Origin of the sequence: Sphingopyxis sp. YR583 (assembly GCF_900108295.1) — a bacterium.
Classification (GTDB): domain Bacteria; phylum Pseudomonadota; class Alphaproteobacteria; order Sphingomonadales; family Sphingomonadaceae; genus Sphingopyxis.
The window spans coordinates 31,885-55,343 of record NZ_FNWK01000003.1 but is presented as its reverse complement, the minus strand read 5'-3'; the positions used below and the strand labels follow the sequence as shown (position 1 = coordinate 55,343).

Here is a 23,459-nt window from a genome sequence, read left to right as displayed (position 1 = left end):
CCGGTGATTTTTCATCAGGGGCGCCACTCGAACGATTGGGGGGCGCGCACCGGGAACGGAGATTTTCATGGCGGCTTTCGCACGCATTCGTTTGGTCATGCTCAGCGGCGTGGCCTGTTCTATCCTTGCGGCGTGCGGTGCCGACGGCGTCGCGTCGCCGGGCGAAGGCGTGATCGTCGTTCCGACGCCGACCCCCACGCCGACCCCGACCCCGACCCCGACGCCCACTCCGCCGGCGACCGTCACGCCCGCCGCGAACTGCCCGACCATCAACGGCCCCGACCAGCTTTCGAACCTCGGCACGATTTCGGACGCCGGCGGTAACGAATGGCGCAATTGCGGCTTCCCGACGCGCTTCACCGCGACGACGGCAATCCCGAAGGTCGCAGGCGTTATCTATTCGCTCCCAGGCCGCGTCGACGTCGGCACCGACCAGGGCGCCGCGAGCACCAACAATGTCGTCACGCTGACGATCGATCCGGGCGTGACCGTCTTCGGTGCGACCGGTGTGTCCTTCCTCACCGTCAATCGCGGCAACCGCATCGATGCCGTCGGCACCCCGACGCAGCCGATCATCTTCACCGGCCGCGGCAACGTCGTCGGTTCGGCGGGCGATCAGACCTCGCAGCTGTGGGGCGGCGTCATCCTGCTCGGCCGCGCGCCGGTCACCGATTGCGAAGCGCCGGCGGCCACGCCGGGCACTGCCGCCTGCGAACGCGATACCGAAGGCACTTCGGGTGCGAAATATGGCGGCGCGCAGCCGGCCGACAATTCGGGCCGCATGTCCTATGTCCAGATCCGCTATTCGGGCTTCATCCTCAGCGCCGACAAGGAACTGCAGGGCCTGACCCCGTCGGGTACCGGTTCGGGTACGCAGCTCGACCATATCCAGATCCACAACAGCTCGGACGACGGCATCGAAGTGTTCGGCGGCCGCGTGAACATGAAGCATCTGGTGATCACCGGTGCCGAAGATGACAGCCTCGACACCGACGTCGGCTATCAGGGTAACATCCAGTACGTCATCGGCGTTCAGCGCGAAGGCGGTGCGGTCGGCGACTCGATGATGGAAATCGACTCGAACGGCAATGAAGACACGTCGCCGCGCCAGCGCGTTGCGATTTCGAACTTCACCTATATCCACCGCAACAATGCGGCGGGTAACGGGGTGTCGATCCTCGTCCGCGGCGGCGCCGACTATACGTTCGCCAACGGCCTGATCGTCGCTCCGGGCTTCCGTTGCCTCGGTCTCAACAGCGCGACGACGACGCAGGCGGCCAATCCGGCTCTCGACGAAGCCGGCCCGCCGGTGTTCCAGTCGGTGTCGATGCAGTGCAACGCCTCGCCGTTCCGCGGCACCAGCGGCGTCACTGACGCGCAGGTCCAGGCGATCTTCGAAGCCGGCACCAACAACCGCACGACCTACACGCCGTCGCTGACCAGCCTGTTCATCAACGGTGCGACCGAAACCGGCTTCACGCCCTTCAACGCGAAGACGCTGAACGCCTTCTTCGACACCACGGCTTACGTCGGCGCCGTCCGCGACGCCAACGACACCTGGTACCAGGGTTGGACCTGTAACTCTTCGACCGCCAACTTCGGCACGTCGAGCAAGAGCTGCAGCGCCATTCCGACGACCTGATCGCTCGCGATCCATTGGGGAGCGGGCTCGCCTGACGGCTGGCCCGCTCCCTTCCTGCATAATTTGGGGACTTTTCCATCATGACCAAGCGGCCGATCTTCGCCAGCCTGCTTCTCCTCAGCTCCGCCCTCGTCGCGCCTGCCGCGCTCGCGCAGGATGCCGGCAGCGAACCCGCCGCCGATACGCCGCCCGTCGCTGCAGAAGCGCCGGCCGACGACGCGGCGCAGGCCGATGAAGAGGCCGATGTCTCGATCCCCGGCGGCGCCAATCAGGAAATCGTTGTTACCGGCCGCTTTACTCCGAACGTCGTCCGCGCCACGCCCGAAGTCGTTTCCGTCCTGTCGTCGGCCGATATCGCACGCACCGGCGAAGGCGATATTTCGGGTTCGCTCCAGCGCGTTACGGGCCTCTCGGTCGTCGGCGGCGGCTTCGTCTATGTTCGCGGCCTCGGCGATCGTTACTCGCTCGCGCTGCTCAACGGTTCGCCGTTGCCGAGCCCCGAGCCCCTGAAGCGCGTCGTTCCGCTCGACATCTTCCCCTCGAACGTCATCGACTCGACGCTCGTCCAGAAAAGCTATTCGGCAAACTTCCCCGGCGAATTCGGCGGCGGCGTGATCAACCTCACGACCAAGGCGATCCCGCGCGAACCTTTCCTGACGCTGAGCGGCGGCATCGGTTGGGACAGCGAGACGACGAACGAGCTTGGCTATACCTATTATGGCAGCGACACCGACTGGACGGGCTTCGACGACGGCACGCGCGATGTTCCGCCGCTGTTGAAGGCGGCGTTCGCGAGCGGCAAGCCGATCCTCGAGGGCGCAGACTTTTCCAAGGAAGACCTCAAGGCGATCCAGATGGAACTGGTGAACGCCGAAACGACGCTCCTGCAACAGAATAACCATATCCCGGTCAACTGGTCGGCGGGCATCACCGGCGGCACGACGATCCCCTTTGCAAACGGCGAGCTTGGCATCATCGCGACCGCGGGCATCAGCAACAAGTGGCGCACCCGCGACACGCTGCAGCAGACATCGGTCGAACAGGATTTGTCGGGCGATCCGCAGACGAGCTATAATCGCGTCGTCACCGACAACCGCGTCGTCGTGAACGGCCTGCTCGGCTTCGGGCTCGAAATCGGCGACCACAAGATGCGCTGGACCAACCTCTATATTCGCGACACGTTGAAGCAGGCGCGCCTCGCCGTTGGCACCGACGCGAACCAGGTCGGCCGCGATATCATGAAGCAGGACACCGCCTGGTACGAACGCCAGCTGATCAACACGCAGTTCGTCGGCGAATTCCACTTCGACCAGCTGAAAGTCGACCTGCGCGGCGCCTATGCCAACTCGCAGCGCGAGGCGCCCTATGAGCGCGGCTTTACCTATGTCCGTACCAATCTTCCGACGACGCAGGATCCGACGGGCGACAAGTTCGTCAACGATCTTGGCGGCAACCGCGGCGACGCGACCATCGCTTTCTCGGACCTCAACGAGGATCTGTGGTCGGGCGGCGTCGACCTGTCGTATGAACTCGCCTCGCGCATCACCGCGACGGTGGGTTATGCCTATAGCGACACGAAGCGTACTTCTGTCCGCCGCGCGTTCCAGTTTCGCGCGTCGGGGCTCCCCATTGCGGTGACGCAGCTCCGCCCGGACTATCTGCTCTCCGACGCGACGATCCAATATTATGATATCGGCCTGATCGAGACCTCGGCGCAGGACGGCACGGCGGCGTTCGACGCGGGACTCAAGACCCATGCAGGCTATGCGCAGGTGCAGGCCGAACTGGTGTCGGGGATCAACATCAACGCCGGCGTGCGGTATGAGGAAGGCAAGCAGACTGTCGTTCCGGTCGATCTTTTCGGAACCGGCGGCAGCTCGATCGTCTCGACCAACCTCAACAATAACTACTGGCTGCCCGCGATCACGCTGACGTGGGAAGTCGCACCCGATATGCAGGTCCGTCTCAACGGATCGAAGACGATCGCACGCCCGCAATTCCGCGAGCTTGTCGCGCAGGTCTATCAGGATCCCGAATCGAACCGCCTGTTCCGCGGCAACCCTTCGCTCAGCGACAGCGAGCTCTGGAACGCCGAACTGCGCTATGAATGGTATTTCGCCAAGGATCAGCGCTTCACGGCCGCCGGCTTCTACAAGTCGATCGACAAGCCGATCGAGGCCTATACCGCGATCTCGGACTCGTCGATCAACACCAGCTATGCCAACGCGCCGAAGGCGACGCTTTATGGCGTCGAACTGGAAGCGCAGAAATATTTCGCGCTCGATACGCTGTCGGATTCGGCCTTCTGGGCCAGCCGCCGCCTTGTGCTGATCGGCAACTACACCTTCACCAAATCGGACATCAAAGTCGGTGCCAACGACACGACCGTCATCAACGGTGTGGTGCAGGATGCGCGAAACTATTTCTTCGACGGTTCGCCGCTCACCGGGCAGTCTGACCATCTGGTCAACGTCCAGATCGGTCTTGAAGATCAGGACAAGCTGTCGCAGCAGACCCTGCTCATCACCTATGCCAGCCCGCGCGTGACCAGCCGTGGTCCGTCGGGGCAGCCTGACCTGCTCGAAAAGCCGGGCATCCAGCTCGATTTCGTGGCGCGTCAGGGGCTGACCCTGCTGAACAAGGAAATCGAGCTGAAGTTCGAGGCGCGCAACCTGACCGGTCGTAATTATCAGGAAGTCCAGACTTCGGGCGACAACAAGATCTATTTCAACCGTTACAAGCTGGGCCGGACCTTCTCGCTCAGCGCGTCGCTCAAGTTCTGATACGCGAACCCTCCCCGCCGCGCTCCGGCGGGGAGGGTTCGCCTCGAGCCGTCTCAGCGGACTCGCTCGGCGGTCAAAAAACTGTAATCTTCTTGTCAACTGATTGTCACCGTTCGCCCCTAGGCGATTCGCAGGCGCAGCCTTTCAGTTGGGGGACAGGGAAGAATTCATGGCAACGCTGATGTCCGGATCGGCCGTTCGGCTGCCGCGCGCGCTGCCCGCCTGGCTGCGCACCGGAAAGCGCTCGCCGCGCGAAATCTGGCCGGCCTTGCTTGTCGGCCTGCTCGGCGCGCTGCTGATCTGGCAATGCGTTCGACTACTCTGGGCGCTTCTTACGCCGCTGTCGCCGCTCGGCGCATGGCAGCCGCAGGCCGCCGTCATCGTGTCGCCCGCCGAACGGCGCGCGCTCTTCACCAGCCTCGATCCCTTTTTCCGCGGCAATGCGCAGGGGCCGGCATCGGCGACCGTCACGTCGGCGGGGCTCACGCTCTTCGGCATCAACCTCAATGAAGCGACCGGCGGCGGTTCGGCGATCATCGCGGGCGAGGACGGTATCCAGACAAGCTACGCCGTCGGTGACGAGATCGCGCCCGGACTGAAGCTTGTCGGTGTCGCTTTCGATCATGTGCTGCTCGACCGCGGCGGCGCGCGCGAAAGCCTGTTCCTCGATCAGAGTGGTGAGGCTCCCGTCGCCAACGCCGCGACGCCGCTGCCCGCACCCACACCTGAAATTGGCGCCACGGCGGCCGGTGCGAGTGCGAGCGGCGAAATGACACCCGCGGCGATCAAGGCCGGTGTCGGTTTCGCGCCGCGCACCGAAGAGGGCCGCGTCACCGGCATTGTCGTCCAGCCGCAAGGCGACGGCGCCGCCTTCCGCGCTGCGGGCCTCCGTCCCGGCGATGTTGTCCGGTCGGTAAACGGGCGCCAGATCGGATCGGCGAGCGATGCCGCCGCGCTCGCCAACCAGTTGACGCCGGGCGCGCGGATCGCGCTCGAGGTCGAGCGCGGCGCCAGCGTCGTTCCCGTCGCCATCTTCTTGTCAAAGCAATAGGTTTTATGCGTCTCAAACTGTCCCTGATGCTTGCCGCCGCGCTCGTTTCCGCCACGCCCGGGCCCGCGTTCGCGCAATATACGCTCAACGTGCGCGACGCCGACATCCGCGCCTTCATTCAGGATGCCGCGCGGATCACCGGGCGCACCTTCGTCATCGACGGACGCGTCAACGGCAAGGTGTCGGTGGTCACCGACCGGCCGCTGTCGCGCAGCGAATATTTCGAGATATTTCTCGCGACGCTGCGCTCGAACGGTCTCGTCGCGGTCCCCGGACCGAACGGCAGTTACCGGGTCCAGCCGATCGATGGCGCTGCGGCACAGCCCGGCCGGATCGGCAGCAGCGGCGCCGCGCAGAACCAGTTCGTCACCGAAATCATCCGCCTGCGTTACATCGATGCGGTGTCGGCGGTCGAAACGCTGCGCCCGCTCGTCAGCGCGCAGGGCTCGCTCACCGCCAACCGCAACGCCAACAGTCTCGTCGTCGCCGATTTCGCCGACAATATTCGCCGTATCCGTGCGCTCGCGTCGAGCATCGACCGCGACAGCTCGACCAGCCAGATCGTCACGCTGAAAAACGCTGGCGCGCGCGAAATCGCCGCCGCGTTGCAGGCGCTCGTCCCGGCGGCGGGTGAGGGGGCGCAGAAGCCCGTCGCGATCGTCCCGATCGACAGCAGCAATGCGATTGCCCTGCGCGGCGACCAGGCGCTCGTCGCGCGCTTCGTATCGATGGCGAACGACCTTGACGCGAAGGCGGCTGGCGGCACCGAACTGCGCGTCTACTGGCTCGAACATGCCAATGCCGAAACGCTGCTCCCGACGTTGCAGCAACTGATCGGCGGCGGCAGCGACCCGGCGCAGAAGGCGGGCCTGCCGCCCGCCTCCTCTTCGTCCTCGACCTCTTCGTCCAGTGGCAGCAGCGCCCCGGTGGCTGCCGCCGCGCCGGCGTCCACGACCTCGACCGGGGCGGGCGGCACGGGCAGCATCTCGACCCGCGGCCCCGCGATCGTCACGCGCTATGAGGGCGCCAATGCGATCATCGTCGCGGCCAACAGCGAAGTGCAGCGCATGCTCGGCGAACTGATCCGCCAGCTCGACAGCCGCCGTCAGCAGGTGCTGGTCGAGGCGATCGTCGTCGAAATCGGCGACGACGCCGCGAAACGCCTCGGCGTCCAGTTCCTTCTGGGCGGCAAGAATATTCCCTTCGTCGCGACCAGCTACAGCAACGCGCAGCCCAATATCCTGACGCTCGGCGGTGCCTATGCGGCGAACCAGTTGTCGCAGCAGACGACGACGGTCAACGGCAACACCACGGTGACGCAAACCAACAGCTCGCTCGGCAACAGCCTGCAGGAAGCGGCAGCGGCCTCGCTCCTCGGCGCAACCGGCGGCTTCGCGGGTTTCGCGGGCGATATCGGCAAGAACACGATCTTCGGCGCGATCATCAACGCGGTGAAGTCGGACACGACGTCGAACCTGCTCGCAACCCCGCACATCGTCACGCTCGACAATCAGGCGGCGAAATTCCTTGTCGGCCAGGAAGTGCCGATCACGACGGGCGAGGCGCTCAGCGACAATTTCGACAACGCCTTCCGCACCGTCCAGCGCGAAGAGGTCGGCATCAAGCTCGACGTCACGCCGCAGGTCAATGGTGCGGGCGAGGTGAAGCTTTTCCTTCGACAGGAAGTGTCGAGCGTTGCGGGCCCCGTCTCGTCGCGCAACAGCGATCTCATCCTCAACAAGCGCTCGTTCGAAACCGTACTCACCGTCGACGACGGCGAGATTCTCGCGATCGGCGGCCTGCTCAACGACGACGAACGCAAGACGATCGAACGCATCCCGCTCCTCAGCGACATCCCGCTGATCGGCGAGTTGTTCAAATCGCGCAGCCGGACGCGCGCAAAGACCAACCTCATGGTCTTCATCCGCCCGACGATCCTGCGCAACCGCGAAGACAATGCCGCGCTCACGGCGCGCCGTTATGGTTATATCCGCGACTTCCAGCTCCAGCGGAATCCCGATCAGGAGCCGGCGATCGACACGCTGGTGCGCGACTATCTGGGCGCCGTGCCGCCGGTCCCCACCGCGTCGACCCCCGCCGACATCACCGTCGGTCCGGTCAATCTGCCCGAACTGCGCGGCCCCGATGGCAGCATCAAGCCGGCCGACGTCCCGCCCTCGGTTTCGCAGGCGCCTGCGCCCCCCGCCGGAGACTATCCGTGACCGACATCGAACCGGCGGCGCCTCCCCCGGCGCCGGTTGATATTCCATATGGCTTTGCCCGCACGCACGGCGTCGTGATCGCGCCCGGCGAAAACGGCGTATGGCTCGCGACGCTGCGCGAGGATGCCGATCCCGCGGTGCTGATCGAGGTGAAGCGCTATCTTGCGCAGCCGCTGCGCGTCGCGACCGCGAGCGTCGCCGATTTCGACCGGCTGCTCTCCGATCATTATGCCGTCGACAGTTCGGCGGCCGCGATGGCGGGTTCGCTCGACGGCAGCGACCTCGACCTCGGTATCCCCAGCGCGGAGGATCTGCTCGACAGCGCCGACGATGCGCCCGCGATCCGGCTGATCAATGCGATCATCGCCGAAGCGGTGCGGCAGGGCGTCAGCGACATCCATATCGAGCCCTATGAAAGCGGGCTGGTCGTGCGGATGCGCGCCGATGGCGTGCTGCGCGAGCATCTGCGCATGCCGCCGCACGTCGCCCCCGTCGTCGTCAGCCGCATCAAGGTGATGGCGCGCCTCGATATCGCCGAACGCCGCGTGCCGCAGGATGGCCGCATCGGGCTGACCCTCGCGGGGAAGGCGGTCGACGTCCGCGTTTCGACACTCCCTAGCCGCGCCGGCGAGCGCGTCGTGATGCGTATCCTCGACAAGGATGCGGCGGGAATCGACTTCGACGTGCTCGGCCTGTCGGGCGCCGCCGACCAGATTTTGCGCGAGGCGCTCGCCGAACCCAATGGCATCATCCTTGTCACCGGGCCCACGGGCTCGGGCAAGACGACGACGCTGTACGCGGCGCTCAAGCAGCTCAACGACGGCCAGCGCAATATCCTGACCGTCGAGGATCCGGTCGAATATGCCGTCGATGGTGTTGGTCAGACGCAGGTGAACGCCAAGGTCGGTCTCGATTTCGCTGCGGGTCTCCGTGCGATCCTGCGCCAGGATCCCGACGTCGTGATGGTCGGCGAAATCCGCGACCGCGAAACCGCCGACATCGCGGTGCAGGCGTCGCTGACGGGCCACCTCGTGCTTTCCACCGTCCACACCAACGACGCGGTCGGCGCGATCACGCGGCTCAAGGATCTGAAGGTCGAGCCCTTCCTGCTCGCCTCGACGCTCCGCGCCGTTCTGGCGCAGCGCCTCGTCCGCAAGCTCTGCGATCATTGCCGCGAGCCGGTGCAGGCGGACAACAGCATCGCCGCGATGCTCGGGCTCGACATCGGCACCGTCATCTGGCGCCCGAAGGGCTGCGATCAGTGCGGCGGCACCGGGTTCAAGGGCCGCATCGGGGTGTTCGAGGCGATAAAGGTCGACGAAACCGTCCGCCGCTATATTTACGCTGGCGGCGACGAGGCGATGATCGCGAAGCACGCTTTCCTGAAATCACCGACGCTTGCCTCGGCGGCACGGACGATGGTGGCAAAGGGGCTGACGACCGCCGAGGAAGCGATCCGCATCGCGCGGCGCGAGGATGTCGATGCCTGATTATCGCTATGTGGCGATCGATCCCCTGGGCCGCGAACGCAAGGGACGGCTGACCGCCGCGAACGACGATGCGGCGCGTGCGAACCTGATCGCCCGTAAATTCCATATCGTCGCGGTCGAAACGGCGGGCGCGAAGCCCGTGAGCCGTTCGCTGCTCGCTTTCCGCAAGACCAAATTGTCGGCAAAGGAACTGGCACTCTTCACGCGTCAGCTCGCGACGCTTGCCGAGGTCGCGCCGCTCGAAGAGGCGCTGCGCACGCTAACGCGCCAGAGCGAGGCCGAAAGCGCGCGCGCCGTGATCGGCGAGGTTCACGCCGGCCTGCTCGAAGGACGCCGTCTCGCCGATGCGATGGGCCGCCAGCCGGGCAGCTTTCCGCCGCTCTATCGCGCGATGGTCGCGGCGGGCGAAACGACGGGCAGCCTGACGACGATCCTCGCGCGCCTTGCCGATCTGCTCGAACGGCAGGCCGAGGTGCGCGGCAAGCTGATCGCGGCGCTCGCTTATCCGATCGTTCTCGCGATCGTGGCGATCGGCGTCGTCGCGGCACTGATGATCTTCGTCGTCCCGCGCGTCGTCGAACAATTCACCGACACCGGGCAGCAACTGCCGTTCCTGACCCGCGCGGTGATCGCGATATCGGGGTTCGCTGCAAACTGGTGGTGGCTGATCGCGCTGCTACTTGCCGCGGCAAGCTTCGGCTGGGTGACGGCGATGCGCCGTCCGGCGTTCAAGGCGCGCGTCGATGCGCGCCTGCTTCGCCTGCCGCTCTTCGGCCGCCTGCTCCGCGATCTCTATGCTGCGCGCTTTGCCCGGACGCTGTCGACGATGGTGTCGAGCCGCCTGCCGCTCGTCGAGGGGTTGAAGCTGACGGTACCCACGATCCGCAACGCCGCGCTGGCGGGCGCGACCGCCAATATCGTCGATCAGGTGCGCGCGGGGGGCGGCCTTTCCACCGCGCTTCGCGATGCGGGGGTCTTTCCGCCCTTGCTCGTCTACATGACCGCCAGCGGCGAAAGCGCGGGGCGTCTCGAACAGATGCTCGAACGCGCCGCCGACTATCTCGAGCGCGAATTCGACCGTTTTACGGCGGCATCGATGGCGCTTCTCGAACCTGTCATAATTGTCGTTATGGGGTCGTGCGTGGCCCTGATCATCCTCGCCATTCTGCTGCCGATCCTCCAGTTGCAGAATCTAGCCGGACTATGAAAATGTCGTTGATGAAGCTAATCGTTCGCCTGATGCTCGATACCTCTTATTCAGATCGGGATCGGCCGCTGGCCGCGCGTCGCAAACGGGACGAGCGCGGCTTCACGCTCACCGAATTGATGGTCGTGATCTTCATCATCGGCCTGCTCGCGACCGTGGTGATGATCAACGTCCTGCCCAGCCAGGATCGCGCGATGATCACCAAGGCAAAGGCCGATATTTCGACGCTCGAAACCGCGCTTGAACAATATCGGCTCGACAATCTGACCTACCCGGCTTCGACCGACGGCCTGAACGCGCTCGTCACCGCGCCGCCGGCGCTGGCGCAGCCCGAGCGCTATCGCCGCGGCGGCTATATCAAGACGCTCCCCGCCGATCCGTGGGGCCGCCCCTATAATTATCAGGCACCCGGGCCGAACGGAAAGGCGTTCGACGTCTGGTCGCTCGGCGCCGACGGCGCCCCCGGCGGGACCGACGACAATGCGGATATTCGCGCCGACAGCTGAGACGCGTGCGCGTCCCCACGCCAACGGCTTCATCCCCAACGGCTTCACCTTGGTCGAACTGATGGTCGTCCTCGCGATCATGGCGCTCGCCGCAACCGCGGTCGTGCTGACCATCCCCGGCGAGGAACGTACCGTGCGGAGCGAAGCCGACCGGCTCGCCGCACGCCTCGCTGCCGCGCGCGATGTCGCGGTGATCGAGGGGCGCAGCGTCGCGGTCAACTTCGCGCCCTCGGGCTATGGTTTCGAGCGACGGATTGCCGGCGAGTGGCAGCCGCTCCCCGGCCGTGCCTTCGAACAGCGGAACTGGCCCGGTGATGTGCGTTTTGCGGCGGGTAACGGACAGGGGGCGGCGCGCGTCCTGTTTGACCGTGTCGGCATCAGCCCGACGCCGCAAGCCATCGTGCTGACCGGAGGCGATGCGCGCGAAATCGTGCGCGTCTCGGCGACCGGGGAGGTCAGCCGTGGTCAATGAGCGCGCCACAGGGGCGGAGGGCGGTTTCACCCTGCTCGAAATGTTGGTGGCCTTGAGCGTCATCAGCATCGCCGCGCTCGCGCTGATCCGTCTCGACGCCTATGCGGTGCGCACCGCGGGCGACCTCGACGAAAGCACGATGGCGGGGATCGTCGCACAAAACCGCGCGGTCGAGCTGTGGACCGATCCCGCGCCGCCGACGATCGGCAACAGCGCGATCGGCGTCGCGAACGCCGGCCGCAACTGGCGCGTCGAACAACGTGTCGCGAAGACGGCCGACGACAGCTTGCTACGCATCGACCTGCTCGTTCGCCCCGAAAGCGGGCGCGGGCAGGCGGTGCTGACGATCATCCGGGCCTCGCGATGAGCGACCAGCGCGGTTTCACCCTTGTCGAGATGCTCGTCGCCCTCTCGATTTTTGCGGCGATCGCGGCGATGGGCGTCGGCCTGCTCCGCAGCAGCGTCGATACCCAGGATGCGGTGCAGGAACGGCTGAAGGCGATGGGCGGGGTCAACCGCCTGCGTGCGGTGATGGCGAATGATCTGGCGCAGGCGGTCCAGCGATCGACGCGCGGCCCGGCGGGGGAGGCGGTGCCCGCCTTCGTCGGCTCCCCGAACGGCTTTGCCTTTGTCCATGGTGGCGCGGGTTCGGCCGACGGCGGCCCGCGTCCGGCTGTCGAGCGCGTGGGGTACGCGCTTGTCGGCGCTGAATGGCGCCGCGCGATCCAGCCGATGCTTGACGGCACGGCGCTTGGCGAAGGCGACCGGCTTGTCGCTGATGTGGCGGGCGTCGCGGTGCGCTATCGCGACGATAAGGGCAATTGGGGCGAGAGCTGGAATTCTGAACCCGGCGATCGCCTGCCGCGCGCGGTCGAGGTGCGGTTGGCGCGTAACGGGCGCGAGGCGCTGACGATGCTGTTCCTGACCGCGCCGACGCTGCCGCCACCGCCGATTGCAGGCGTACCGGCACCATGAGGCCCGATGCGAAAGGCGAGCAGGGCGCGGCGCTGCTCACCGTCCTGCTGCTCGTCGCGGTGATGGCGGTGATCGCCGCGACCGCGCTCGACCGGCTGACGCTCGCGACGCGCATCGCGGGCAGCGCGGCGACGGTCGATCAGGGCCGCGCCTACGCTTTCGCCGCCGAACAGATTGCGCTCCGCCGTGTCGCCGATCTCGTCGGACGCGATCCCGCCAAGCTGACGCTTGCAGGAAACTGGCTCGGGCGCGACTTCACGCTGCCGCTTCCGGGCGGCGAGGGACGGGCAAAGCTCACCGACGCGAACAATTGCTTCAACCTCAACAGCCTTGTCGCCGAAACCGTCCCGGGTCGGTTCAGTCAACGCTCGGGTTCGATGCGCCAGTTCGGTGAATTGATGACCTTGCTCGGGATCGATCCGGGCCAGGCGCAGGCGATCGCGGGTGCGACCGCCGACTGGATCGACAGCGACAGCAACGAAGGCCCGCTCGGCGCCGAAGACAATGCCTATCGTTCGATGCAGGGCGCCTATCTGCCGGCGAACCGCAAGATGGCCGACGTCAGTGAACTGCGCGCGGTGCGCGGTGTGACGCCCAAAATCTATGCGCGGCTCAAACCCTGGATTTGCGTGCTGCCGGTGACCGACCCGGTCAAGCTCAACGTCAATACGCTGGCGCCCGAGCAGGCGCCGCTCGTCGCGATGTTGCTGCCCGGCGAAATCACTGTCGCCAAAGCGCGGGCGGCGCTGGCGGCGCGTCCCGCAGGCGGCTATGGCAGCAGCGTACGATTCTGGGAGGCTGGCCCGTTCGAAGGGCGCAAGCCGCCCAACGAGGTTGCCGAACAGGCCGGCGTGACCAGCCGGTGGCTGGCGCTGACGACGAATGTGACGATGGGGGACGGTTTCTTGACCGCAATTTCGCTGATCGATGCCAATGGCGGCGCGCCCTCTGCGGGGATCGCAGCACCGGTGATCGTGCGCCGCGATTGGGGCGAGACGGACTGATATGTCCAGCACATTGGTTCTCTGGCTGCCTTCGCTGGCGGCGCTTGGGCAGGACGATGCGATCCAACCTGCATGGCTTCGTGTCGACGACGGCGTGATCGTCGACAGTGGTCAGGACGACGGTTGGGTCGGGGCGTGGGAAGGGCCTCGCGACGATGGCGCGGACGACCGCCTCGTCGCGCTGGCGCCTGCGGCCGATGTGCCGCTGCGCTGGCTCCATTATCCCGACGCCGCGCCCGCACAGGCCGCGGCTGCGGCGCGCATCGATGCGCTCAGGAACAGCCTCGGCGATGCAGCGGCGCTGCATGTCGTGGCAGGACAGCCGGCGGGCGATGGGCAGGCGGTCGTGGTCGCGGTAACGACGCACGCCGCGATGACCGCATGGACCGGCTGGCTGATGGCGCGGGGCCTTTCGCCCGCCGCGATCATTCCCTCTGCCGCTGCGGTGCCGCCGCCCGAACCCGACACGCTGTGGACGGCCGAGGTCGGCGGCGAGCGGATTGTCCGCAGCGCCGACCGCGCGTGGGTGTCCGATCCCGAACTCGATCCGCTGGTCGCGGGCGGACATGCCATTGCGCCACTCGATACGGGCCGGATGCGCGAGGCGTTGCTGCTGACGCTTTCCGCTCCGCCGATCGATCTGCTCAGCGGCGGATGGAAGCCGAAGCGTAGCTGGTCGATCGATTCCGCGATGCTGCGGCTTGCAAAGCGCCTTGCCATCGCGCTTGCTGTGGTCAGCCTGCTCATCCCGACCATCTATGCGCTGCGCCTGTCGTCCGACACCGGCCGAGCCGACGATGCGGTTGTCGCGATGGCAAAGAAGGCCGGGGTGACCGCGCCCGATGCGACCGCGGCCGAAGCCGAACTCGACCGGCGGTTGGCTGCTGCCGGTGGTGGGCCGCTCGCCTTTTCGGTTCCGGCTTCGGCGCTGTACGACGCGATGGGTGACGCGCCCGGCGTGTCGCTCAAGACGCTATCGCATCGCACCGACGGAACGCTGACGACGACGCTGGCCGCGCCGCGTGTCGAGGATATCAATCAGGTGCTGCTCGCCTTGCAGGCACGCGGCTACCGCATCACCGCCCAGCCGATGGCGGGTAGCGACGGCCAGCAGATGGCGAATATCACGATCCGGGCGGTGCCATGACCGAGCGATTGCAAAACTGGTGGATTGCCCTCTCGACGCGCGAGCGCTGGCTCGTCGGTATCGCGGGCGTGCTGGCACTGGGCGTCGTCCTCTGGGGGCTTGGCCGTCCGGTGATCGCAGCTTTCATCGATCTCGAGAGTCAGCACCGCGCCGCGATAGAACGCGAAGGGCGCGTGTCTTCGAAAGTGCAATTGCTCGCACAGCGGCCGGCCAAATCGGTCGCGGCGGCGGTCGATGCGGTCGCGATCGATCAATATCTCGCGCAATCGGCGGGCGAGATCGGGCTGACCCTTGACCGCAACGAGGCGCGCGGCGCCCATCAGGCGACAATCGCCATAGCAAAGGCCAAGGCGCCAATACTAACCGACTGGCTCGCCTCGCTCGAGGGTCAGGGTTTTGTGGTCGATCAACTGACGATCACCCCCGCCGCCGACGGCACCGTCGGTCTGACCGCCGAGCTTCGGAAGGGCGGTCAATGAGCATGCGACGACGCTGGAGTATTGTCGCGGTTTTGCTCGCGCTGATTCTGCTCATCGCGACCTTTCCGATGCGGCTTGCGCTCAGTTGGTCCGGCGCCACCGATGCCGGCGTCACGGCGCGCGAGGTTCGCGGGTCGGTCTGGTCGGGTGAGCTTGTCGACGCGCGGCTTGGCGTTTTGCCGCTGGGCACGGTGCGTGCCAGCCTGTCGCCACTTGCGCTGCTCGGTGGGAATACCGAACTCGCTTTCTCGCGCACCGACGAGCGGCTTGGCGCGCTCTCTGGCCGACTGCATGGAAATAACCCGCGAGGCGCCTCCGATATTAGCGGCACGACATCGATATCGGGCGGGCTCGGCATGATCCCGGTCGATGCTATCCGGTTCGAAGGCGCGACGATACGCTTCGACGACGCGGGCAAATGCGCGGCGACAAGTGGCCGCATCCAGCTGATGGTTTCCGCGCCGATCGCGGGTCTCGATCTCTCGCGCGGCCTGTCGGGCCCGCTGGCGTGTGTGAACGGGCGCGCGCAGGCGGCGCTTGCCAGCCAGTCGGGCATGGAGCGGCTGACTTTGTCGTTCGACGGCAGCGGCGCGTATCGCGCGCAATTCGCGATCAATGTCGATCGCGATCCGGCGATGGCCGGCGCGCTTGCGATGCTGGGATTCAAGGCCGGGCCCACCGGTTTCGTGCTGGCGACCTCGGGCCGCTTTTGACGTGACGATCCTCGATGCCTTGCCCTTCGGCATGGGCGTCGCCTTCGCTGCGCTGATCGGGCTGGTTGTTGGTAGCTTTATCGCCACGCTGGTGCTGCGCTGGCCCGCAGGACGTTCGGTACTCGGGCGTTCGCAATGCGACGGCTGCGGTCGGTCGCTGGGCGCGTTCGATCTCGTCCCGCTGATTTCGACGCTCGCGTCGCGCGGGCGCTGCCGAACCTGCAATGCGGCGATCGATCCGTTTCACTGGCGCGTCGAACTGGGCTCCGCGCTGATCGGTGTGGTGGCGCTTACGCTTTCACCGGGAACGCCGGGTTGGCTCTGGGCCTTGTTCGGCTGGTTGTTGCTGCCGCTCGCTCTACTCGATGCACGCCATTTCTGGCTGCCCGACCGCCTCAACCTGCTGCTCGGGATCGTCGGTTTGCTGATAGCGGGGCCGATGCTGGAAACGTCGCTGATCGACCGCTGGGTCGGCGCGGTCGTCTGTGGCCTGACGCTCGCCGCCATCGCCGAATTCTACCGGCGTATAAGGCTGAAGGACGCGATGGGCGGCGGCGATCCCAAGCTGGTCGCGGCCATCGGTGCCTGGCTCGGATGGCAGGCGCTGCCGCTGATGCTTGTGCTCGCCAGCCTCGGCGGGATCGTCTGGGCGTTGATTAGCCAACGAAAAAGGGACCAGCCGCTCGGCGAGCGACGGGTCCCCTTCGGTGTATTTGCCTGCACCGCCGCTTTTGCCGCGGTGCCTCTTTGGCCGCTGCTTAGCGGTTGATGACGACGGTCACCGCGCGGCGGTTCTTGGCATAGGCTTCTTCGGTCGAGCCGATTTCGGCCGGACGTTCCTTGCCATAGCTGATGACCTGAATGCGCGACGGGTCGACGCCGAGCGACGCGAGATAGTTTTTCGCGGCGTTGGCCCGGCGCTCGCCAAGGGCGATGTTGTAATCGCGGGTGCCGCGTTCGTCGGCATGGCCTTCGAGCGTGACGCGAACCGCGGGGTTGCGCTGCAGCCACTGCGACTGCGTCTGCAACGTCGCCTGATCCTGCGCATCGACATTATACTGGTCATAGTCGAAGAAAACGCGGTCACCCATGGCGCCGACGCTGGCGAGGAAATCTTCCTGCGATCCGGGGATCACGCCGGTGCCGGTACCAGCGCCGGTGTCGCCGGTGCCTTCGGGGGCGGGGGGAAGTGTGTCAGGGGCCTTCTTCGCGCAGGCGCCAACAGCAAGCATGGTGATCGCCGCAATCATTGCGGTGCTTTTCCGTATCGTCATGTCTCTGTCCTCTTGTTGTTGAAAATCATTCATGTGGCCGCATTGGCCCGTTCAGGACGCGATATTTGAACCCCATCGCGCCTCTTTGGTTCCGGTTTTCTTCAGGGAAGTACCGGGCCCCAGCTGGGATCGGATCCATCTTGCGGAGTCGGCAGACGGCGCATGTTCACCCCGGTCAGGTCGACTTGCCACAGGCTCGACTTGCCTTCGCGACCGGGCGTGGTGCGGAAGAACTGGATGACGCGGCCGTTCGGCGACCAGGTCGGCGCCTCGTCCTGCCAACTGTTCGTCAGCAGCCGCACGCCGCCGCCCGACGGGGTCATCACCCCGACGCGGAACTCGCCGCCGCCCATGCGGGTGAAGGCGATCAGGTCGCCGCGCGGCGACCATTCGGGGGTTGCGGCGCGCCCGCCGCCAAAGCTGATCCGCTGCTGGTTCGATCCGTCGATGTTCATCGTATAGATTTGCTGCCCGCCCGAACGGTCGCTTTCGAACACGATCTTCTTGCCATCGGGCGAAAAGCTGCCGCCGACATCGATGCCGGGGGTGTTCGTCAGCCGAACGGGCGTGCCGCCATTGGCGGATATGCGATAGATGTCGGTGTTGCCGTTCACGGCCATCGAATAGAGGATCTGCGTGCCGTCGGGCGACCAGCGCGGCGCGAAGGTCGCGTTGCTGCTTTCGGTCACCAGCTTCTGCGACCCCGCCGCGACGTCATAGATGAAGACGCGGACGCGGTTGTTCAGATAGGAGACGTAGACGATCTTCTTGTAATCGGGCGAGAAACGCGGGCTGATTGCGAGCGCCTGACCATTGGTGATGAAGCGGTGATTGCCGCCGTCGCTGTCCATGATCGCGAGGCGTTTGATGCGGTTCCCCTTGGGGCCGCTCTCGGCGATATAGGCGACGCGGCTGTCGAAGAAGGGCGCTTCGCCCGACAGGCGCGAATAGATGGCGTCGGCGCATTTATGCGCGGCGCGGCGCCAGTCGCCGGGCTGAATCTCGAAACCCTTGCGGACCAGCTCGCTGCCGAGCGCGGTGTCATAGAGATAGCAACCGACGACGAGGCCGCCGGTGCCGCTGGCATCGACGAAGCCGTGGACGACATTCTCGGCGTTTCGACCCTGCCATTCGGCAAAGCGCGGCGCCTGCACCTCGGCGCGGGTGATCGTGGGAATGCCGCTGGGGCCCATCGGATCGTAAAGGCCGCTGCGCTCAAGGTCGGCGGCGATGACTTCGGCGATCTGGCGACCAAGGCTGTCGGTGCGCAGGCCCGCCACCGTCTGCACCGATGCGGTTGCGAGCGCGGGGACCGCGATAACGGTGCGGTCCTGTGACAGCGTGCCCTCGATGGTCTCGCGGGGTTCGGTTGGCGTGACCGCAGGCGGCGCAGGCGGGGTCTGCGCAAGGGCCGGAGCCGCGGTGAGCAGCAGGGCGAGTGAAAGGCTGATCGGACGGAGGAGCATTTCTCTTACCTCTTGATGAAATCGAGCGTGTAATTCTGCCAGAAGCTGTAATTTTCTTCTGGCAGGTCGAAGGGTGCGGCGAGTTCCACCGCGCGTTTGGCGCATTCCTGATGGCGTTGGATCTGGAATTTGTTGCTGTCGTTCTCGCCAGTCGTCGTGACAGAGGTGAAGCCTGCGAGCGCCCCCGATTGGGTCAGGCGGAATTTGACGACGGTTTTGAGCTGGTCGACGTCGACCCCGGAAATGCGGCAACCGTTCCAGCGCGGCGCGACCGCCGATTTGATGCTGACGTCGATCGAGCGGCGGACCTCGGCGGCGGTCGCTGCTGCAGGCGCCCCCTTGCTTGCGAGCGATTTGGGCTGCGATTTCGAGAGCCCGTCAGCAATGCCGTCAAGACGGCCGGTCGGGCGGGCGGGCCTGTCCTTGGCGGGCGGGGCCTTGGGAGCGGCCTTGGGCTGCGCCTTTTGAACTGCAGGAGGCTGCTTGGGCGGCGCGGCCTTTGGTCTCGCAACCTGCTTGGGCGTCGGGGCAGGCGTCGGGCGCACGACCGGTTCCGGCAAGGGAGGCGCGGGCATGGGGGCGGGCGCCGCTATGTCGACATTGTCTTCCTCGCCAAGTCGCGCGGCGGGCGGTGTCTCGCTGATCACCGGCGCGGTCGATTGCACAGCCGTTTCGGCGATCAGATCGACTTCCATCGGGGGATTGTCGAACCGGCGGTCGCCCGCGGTCCATTGGACCGAAAGCAGGCCGATGATCAGGACATGCGCCGTCACCGCGATGGCGATGCCGCGTCCTTCATTCCCCCCAACTGCCCGTGTTTCGGCCATCATCTTAACCTAGGGCTGGGTTTCTGAACCGTCGGTGACCGTCGCCACCTTGTTTTCGGCGGCACCCTCCGAACCCGTCGTTACCAGCGAAATGCGCGTCAGACCGGCACGGTTGAGTTCACCCATCACGCGCATGACGCGGCCATAATCGAGCCCCTTGTCGGCGCGCAGCATGATCTGGCGGGGCTTGTCCTGTCCTTCGTTCGCGCGTGCGATTGCATCGAGGCGCGCCGGAAGTTCGGCCTCTGGCACCACCTCTTCGCCGATGTAGAGCGTGTCGTCGCCATTGATCGACAACTGCACCGGCTCCTGATCCTCGGTCTCGACGGGCTTCGCCCGACTCTCGGGCAGATCGATCGGGACGGCGGAGGCGAGAAGGGGCGCGGTGATCATGAAGATGATCAGTAGCACGAGCATCACGTCGACGAGCGGGGTGACGTTGATTTCGGCCATCGGCGCGCGGCGGTTGCCGCGGCCGCGCCGACCGCCGATGCCGCCCGATGGGCCGGACATCGCCATCAGGCTTCAACCTCGAGTTCACGGCTGAACGTCGCGTGGAGCCCGTCGGCGAAGCGGCCGAGGCGCGATTCGAGCCGGTTCAGTCGCTGCGAAAAGGCGTTGTACGCGATCACAGCGGGGATGGCAGCGAACAGGCCGATTGCGGTCGCGAACAGCGCTTCAGCGATGCCGGGTGCTACGACATCGAGGCTGCTCTTATTTTGTGCTGCAATCTCGGTGAACGCGCGCATGATGCCCCACACGGTACCGAACAGACCGACGAAGGGCGCGACCGAACCGATGGTGGCCAGCGTGCTGATCTTTTCAGCCAGCCGGTCGACTTCGCCTGCAACCGCGCTGTTCATAGCGATACCCAGTCGCTCACGCGTCCCGTCGCGATCGACAATCTTTCCCTTGGTCGAACGGCGCCACTCGCTGATTCCTGCAGCGAGCACCTTTGCGCTCGGCAGTTCCTCGCCACCGTTCTTGTCAAAGAATTTGTCGATATTGTCAGCGCGCCAGAAATCGCGCTCGAACCGTTCCGACGCGCTCATCAATTTGCTGACGCTGCGGCCATGCGTAAAGACAACCGCCCAGACATACACGGAGGCCAGCAGCAGGCCGATCATCACGCCTCTCACGATCCAGTCGGCCTGCATAAACAGTGCGATGGGGGACAGGGTCGCCGCGTCGGCGGCCAGCGAGATATTGTCTAGCAAGGGAAAGTCTCTCCATTCATGATGGCGGTAAATCGGTCGGCCCACCCCGCCGGCTGGCGGCGCGGTCGGCCCTCGGGGGACAGGAAGGCTGCGGTCACTTGCCCGTCGGTCAATGTCTCGCCGCTTAACGTGTCAGTCCCGCGAAGGATGCGCTGCGAAATAATCACGCTCGCGCCGCGCACGGCCTCGACCGTGCTGACGACAAGCAGATCGTCGTCGAGCCGCGCGGGCCGGCGGTATTTGATCGCGAGGTCGGTGACCGCCCAGCTTCCTTCGCCCGCTTCCATCGCCGCGCGCTGGTCGATGTCTGCAAGGCGCAGCATGTCGGAGCGCGCGCGCTCCATGTAGCGCAGGTAGTTGGCGTGATACACGATGCCCGACAGGTCGGTGTCCTCGAAGTACACGCGTGCCCGGAAATGATGCTCAGCCCCGACAAAAGCGCCGGGAATGAAGGGAGGCGGGACATTTACCATTATCCCAACCGATAGCCTCGCAACGACTCGTCGCAAACCCCTCTTGAACGGTTCGTCGCAGATCGGGGCCGGGTGATGGAATAAAAGCCGCGGAAATCCGCCTATTTCGCCTGGTCAAAAAGTCCGTCCTGCGACCCCGCGGGCGGATTGAGTCCCAGATGTTTCCACGCGCTCGCATTGAGCATGCGCCCGCGTGCTGTCCGGGCGATCAGCCCGACCTGCAGCAGATAGGGCTCGATCACATCTTCGATCGTGTCGCGCGGTTCGCTGAGTCCGGCCGCCATCGTCTCGACCCCCACCGGCCCGCCGCGATAGATATCGGCGATCATCGTCAAGTAACGGCGGTCCATCGCGTCGAGCCCGAGCGCATCGACCTCCAGCCGGTTGAGTGCGGCATCGGCCGCCTTTGCGTCGACGATCTCATGCCCCGCAACGGTCGCGAAATCGCGCACGCGGCGCAGCAGGCGCCCGGCGATACGCGGGGTGCCGCGCGACCGCCTGGCGATCTCCAGTGCGCCGTCGGACGCGATCGGCAGCGCGAGCAGGCGTGCGGCACGGGTGATGACCTGTTCCAACTCGCCATGCGTGTAGAAATTGAGCCGCACCGGGATGCCGAAGCGGTCGCGGAGTGGCGTCGTCAGCAGGCCCTGCCGCGTCGTCGCGCCGACGAGCGTGAATTTCGGCAGGTCTATGCGGACACTGCGCGCCGAGGGCCCTTCGCCGATCATGATGTCGAGCGCGCGGTCCTCCATCGCGGGATAGAGGATTTCCTCGACCGCGGGTGACAGGCGGTGGATCTCGTCGATGAAGAGAACGTCGCCGTCCTCAAGGTTGGTGAGCAGCGCGGCAAGATCGCCCGCCTTCGCGATGACGGGGCCGCTGGTCGAGCGGAAGCCGACGCCCAGTTCCTTCGCGACGATCTGCGCTAGGGTCGTCTTGCCGAGTCCGGGCGGGCCATAGAAGAGCACATGGTCGAGCGCATCGGCGCGCGCTTTTGCCGCCTCGATGAAAATGCGCAAATTCTCACGCGCCGCGGCTTGGCCGACGAACTCGGCAAGCGACTTTGGCCGCAGCGCGGCGTCGGCGTCCTCGGGGGTGCGGATGGGGGTGGTAAGGGTCGGCTCAGTCATAACCGTTCTATTGCCTCGCCGACGATGCAAACCCAAGGTTCCTGACGATCCTCATAGACCGAAAATTGCAGTTCGAAATCATGGCCCGGTTCGAAATTGCCGATCGGCACGGCATAACTGTCCAACTCCGGACGGTTCAGAAACCAGAGCGTCGAGCCACAATTGCCGCAAAAATAGAAATCCGCGAGAGTGCCGCTGCCGCCGGCATGTTGGTATAATTTCGCTTCGCCTTCGGTGTGCACATTTGCGGCAGGAAAACGCGCTTGCGCGGCAAAGGCGCTGCCGCTTCGCGCCTTGCAATTGCGGCAATGGCAGGCCGACACGCGGATCGGCTCGCCAGTGCATGCAATGCGGAGCTGGCCGCAGCGGCAAGAGGCGTGGCGGATGCGGGCTATCATTTGGTCGCTGTCGCTTCTGGCGCCGCGACACATGCGGCCTCCCACATCATGTCGATCTTGTCCTTGCCCAAGTCTTCCTCGAGGAAAGGCTCGTCGATACCGGAAGCGAAAAAGCGTTGAAATTCGGTAGACTGGTAACGGGCGACCTCGCCGCAGGTAAAATTCGAAGGCGATTGAAAAACATTGCGGAAGCGAGGTTTCCCGTCACCGAGCGCGCCCGCGACCTGTTCCTTCGCACGTTCAACAGCGAGATTCTGGGCAGCCTGATCCATCATCGCATCGCAGCCTGCAAGCCAATAAGCTGTTACGGTGGTCGCCGCCATCATAAGCATGCGGTTCATTTTGCGGCCTTCTTCAGCGCCAGCCGCACCAGCGCGTCGAGGCCGGTACTCGCCCCCAGTTCCTCGCTCGCCGCCGCGACCGCGGCGCTCGCTTCGCCGGGCTTGAAGCCGAGGCCGGTGAGCGCGGCGACGGCGTCGCCGAGCGGGCCGGATGTGGCGGACAGGGCTGGACCCGAACTGGCAATTCCGCCCAACGCCCCAGCCTTGTCCTTCAATTCATGCGTTATCCGCTGTGCCAGCTTCGGCCCCACGCCATTGGCGCGCGCGATCATCGCGCTGTCGCCGCTCGCGAGCGCGCGCTGCAGGTCGCCGATTTCGAGCGCCGAGAGGATTGCGAGTGCGACCTTCGCGCCGACGCCCTGGACGCTCGTGAGCAGGCGGAACCAGTCGCGCTCCTCGGCCTTGGCGAAGCCGAGCAGGCGCAGGAAATCCTCACCGACGAGCATTTCGGTGTGGATGGTGACGTCGCCGCCGACCGGGCCGAGCGTATCGAGCGTGCGTGCCGAGGCTTCGACCAGATAGCCGACTCCGCCGACATCGATCACCGCATGACCTGCGCCGCTGCTGTCCAGCCGTCCGGTGAGTTTGGCGATCATCTGGTTTCCAACATCCGTTCGGGCTGAGCTTGTCGAAGCCCTGTCC

25 protein-coding genes are annotated in these 23,459 nt (G+C 65.7%); 15 read left to right on the top strand and 10 right to left on the bottom strand.

The features are described from left to right. Positions 1–67: 67 nt before the first annotated feature. From BLW56_RS15885 to BLW56_RS15815, 15 genes are all read left to right on the top strand, one after another. Positions 68–1,642, top strand: a complete 1,575-nt coding sequence (locus BLW56_RS15885; RefSeq protein WP_093511693.1) for a hypothetical protein — start codon at positions 68–70, stop codon at positions 1,640–1,642. A gap of 80 nt (positions 1,643–1,722) precedes the next feature. Beyond that, positions 1,723–4,425 (top strand): TonB-dependent receptor domain-containing protein, encoded by a 2,703-nt coding sequence (locus tag BLW56_RS15880; protein WP_093511692.1) that lies wholly within the window; start codon positions 1,723–1,725, stop codon positions 4,423–4,425. 169 nt (positions 4,426–4,594) lie between these two features. Beyond that, positions 4,595–5,476 (top strand): type II secretion system protein N, encoded by an 882-nt coding sequence (locus BLW56_RS15875; RefSeq protein ID WP_093511691.1) that lies wholly within the window; start codon positions 4,595–4,597, stop codon positions 5,474–5,476. Positions 5,477–5,481: 5 nt separating this feature from the next. Beyond that, positions 5,482–7,698 (top strand): type II secretion system secretin GspD, encoded by a 2,217-nt coding sequence (gene gspD / locus BLW56_RS15870; protein WP_093511690.1) that lies wholly within the window; start codon positions 5,482–5,484, stop codon positions 7,696–7,698. Further along, the gene (locus tag BLW56_RS15865; protein ID WP_093511689.1) at positions 7,695–9,188 is read left to right on the top strand and encodes a GspE/PulE family protein; all 1,494 of its coding nucleotides are present in this window, start codon (positions 7,695–7,697) and stop codon (positions 9,186–9,188) included. Before gspD ends, BLW56_RS15865 begins: the two co-directional genes overlap by 4 nt. Continuing rightward, positions 9,181–10,395: a type II secretion system inner membrane protein GspF gene (gene gspF, locus BLW56_RS15860; RefSeq protein ID WP_093512042.1), complete on the top strand. Its 1,215-nt coding sequence runs from the start codon at positions 9,181–9,183 to the stop codon at positions 10,393–10,395. The genes BLW56_RS15865 and gspF overlap by 8 nt, the downstream gene beginning before the upstream one ends. Positions 10,396–10,397: 2 nt before the next feature. Next, positions 10,398–10,901 carry a type II secretion system major pseudopilin GspG gene (gspG, locus tag BLW56_RS15855; RefSeq protein WP_093511688.1) on the top strand — a complete coding sequence of 168 codons (504 nt, stop codon included), beginning with the start codon at positions 10,398–10,400 and terminating at the stop codon, positions 10,899–10,901. Continuing rightward, positions 10,876–11,373 carry a GspH/FimT family pseudopilin gene (locus BLW56_RS15850; protein ID WP_093511687.1) on the top strand — a complete coding sequence of 166 codons (498 nt, stop codon included), beginning with the start codon at positions 10,876–10,878 and terminating at the stop codon, positions 11,371–11,373. Before gspG ends, BLW56_RS15850 begins: the two co-directional genes overlap by 26 nt. Further along, a complete protein-coding gene (gspI, locus tag BLW56_RS15845; protein ID WP_256203527.1) occupies positions 11,363–11,740 on the top strand; it encodes a type II secretion system minor pseudopilin GspI in 378 nt (125 codons plus the stop codon). Before BLW56_RS15850 ends, gspI begins: the two co-directional genes overlap by 11 nt. Then, positions 11,737–12,348: a type II secretion system minor pseudopilin GspJ gene (gene gspJ, locus BLW56_RS15840; RefSeq protein WP_093511685.1), complete on the top strand. Its 612-nt coding sequence runs from the start codon at positions 11,737–11,739 to the stop codon at positions 12,346–12,348. Before gspI ends, gspJ begins: the two co-directional genes overlap by 4 nt. Then, positions 12,345–13,352 carry a type II secretion system minor pseudopilin GspK gene (gene gspK / locus BLW56_RS15835; protein ID WP_093511684.1) on the top strand — a complete coding sequence of 336 codons (1,008 nt, stop codon included), beginning with the start codon at positions 12,345–12,347 and terminating at the stop codon, positions 13,350–13,352. Before gspJ ends, gspK begins: the two co-directional genes overlap by 4 nt. Position 13,353: 1 nt before the next feature. Beyond that, positions 13,354–14,499, top strand: a complete 1,146-nt coding sequence (gspL, locus tag BLW56_RS15830) for a type II secretion system protein GspL (protein ID WP_093511683.1) — start codon at positions 13,354–13,356, stop codon at positions 14,497–14,499. Then, the gene (gene gspM / locus BLW56_RS15825) at positions 14,496–14,978 is read left to right on the top strand and encodes a type II secretion system protein GspM (RefSeq protein WP_093511682.1); all 483 of its coding nucleotides are present in this window, start codon (positions 14,496–14,498) and stop codon (positions 14,976–14,978) included. The genes gspL and gspM overlap by 4 nt, the downstream gene beginning before the upstream one ends. Beyond that, positions 14,975–15,691, top strand: coding sequence for a type II secretion system protein N (locus BLW56_RS15820; protein WP_093511681.1), 717 nt, complete (start codon positions 14,975–14,977; stop codon positions 15,689–15,691). Before gspM ends, BLW56_RS15820 begins: the two co-directional genes overlap by 4 nt. A gap of 31 nt (positions 15,692–15,722) precedes the next feature. Continuing rightward, positions 15,723–16,460, top strand: a complete 738-nt coding sequence (locus BLW56_RS15815; RefSeq protein WP_371262254.1) for a prepilin peptidase — start codon at positions 15,723–15,725, stop codon at positions 16,458–16,460. Here BLW56_RS15815 and pal read toward each other — a convergent pair. From pal to ruvA, 10 genes are all read right to left on the bottom strand, one after another. Continuing rightward, the gene (gene pal, locus BLW56_RS15810; protein WP_093511679.1) at positions 16,450–16,965 is read right to left on the bottom strand and encodes a peptidoglycan-associated lipoprotein Pal; all 516 of its coding nucleotides are present in this window, start codon (positions 16,963–16,965) and stop codon (positions 16,450–16,452) included. The genes BLW56_RS15815 and pal overlap by 11 nt on opposite strands. A 101-nt stretch (positions 16,966–17,066) precedes the next feature. Continuing rightward, on the bottom strand, positions 17,067–18,431 hold the full coding sequence (gene tolB, locus BLW56_RS15805) for a Tol-Pal system beta propeller repeat protein TolB (protein WP_093511678.1): 1,365 nt from the start codon (positions 18,429–18,431) through the stop codon (positions 17,067–17,069). 5 nt (positions 18,432–18,436) lie between these two features. After that, entirely contained in the window at positions 18,437–19,258 is an 822-nt protein-coding gene (locus BLW56_RS15800) for a hypothetical protein (protein ID WP_093511677.1), read from the bottom strand. A gap of 9 nt (positions 19,259–19,267) precedes the next feature. Then, positions 19,268–19,777, bottom strand: coding sequence for a protein TolR (tolR, locus tag BLW56_RS15795; protein ID WP_093511676.1), 510 nt, complete (start codon positions 19,775–19,777; stop codon positions 19,268–19,270). Continuing rightward, complete coding sequence (gene tolQ, locus BLW56_RS15790) at positions 19,777–20,475, bottom strand: protein TolQ (RefSeq protein WP_093511675.1); 699 nt, start codon at positions 20,473–20,475, stop codon at positions 19,777–19,779. The genes tolR and tolQ overlap by 1 nt, the downstream gene beginning before the upstream one ends. After that, positions 20,469–20,948 (bottom strand): YbgC/FadM family acyl-CoA thioesterase, encoded by a 480-nt coding sequence (locus BLW56_RS15785; RefSeq protein ID WP_093511674.1) that lies wholly within the window; start codon positions 20,946–20,948, stop codon positions 20,469–20,471. Before BLW56_RS15785 ends, tolQ begins: the two co-directional genes overlap by 7 nt. 101 nt (positions 20,949–21,049) lie before the next feature. Further along, complete coding sequence (gene ruvB, locus BLW56_RS15780; protein WP_093511673.1) at positions 21,050–22,078, bottom strand: Holliday junction branch migration DNA helicase RuvB; 1,029 nt, start codon at positions 22,076–22,078, stop codon at positions 21,050–21,052. After that, positions 22,075–22,476, bottom strand: coding sequence for a GFA family protein (locus BLW56_RS15775; protein ID WP_093511672.1), 402 nt, complete (start codon positions 22,474–22,476; stop codon positions 22,075–22,077). The genes ruvB and BLW56_RS15775 overlap by 4 nt, the downstream gene beginning before the upstream one ends. After that, on the bottom strand, positions 22,473–22,817 hold the full coding sequence (locus BLW56_RS15770; RefSeq protein WP_143043481.1) for a hypothetical protein: 345 nt from the start codon (positions 22,815–22,817) through the stop codon (positions 22,473–22,475). Before BLW56_RS15770 ends, BLW56_RS15775 begins: the two co-directional genes overlap by 4 nt. Beyond that, positions 22,814–23,413, bottom strand: a complete 600-nt coding sequence (gene ruvA, locus BLW56_RS15765; protein WP_093511670.1) for a Holliday junction branch migration protein RuvA — start codon at positions 23,411–23,413, stop codon at positions 22,814–22,816. Before ruvA ends, BLW56_RS15770 begins: the two co-directional genes overlap by 4 nt. Positions 23,414–23,459 lie beyond the last annotated feature (46 nt).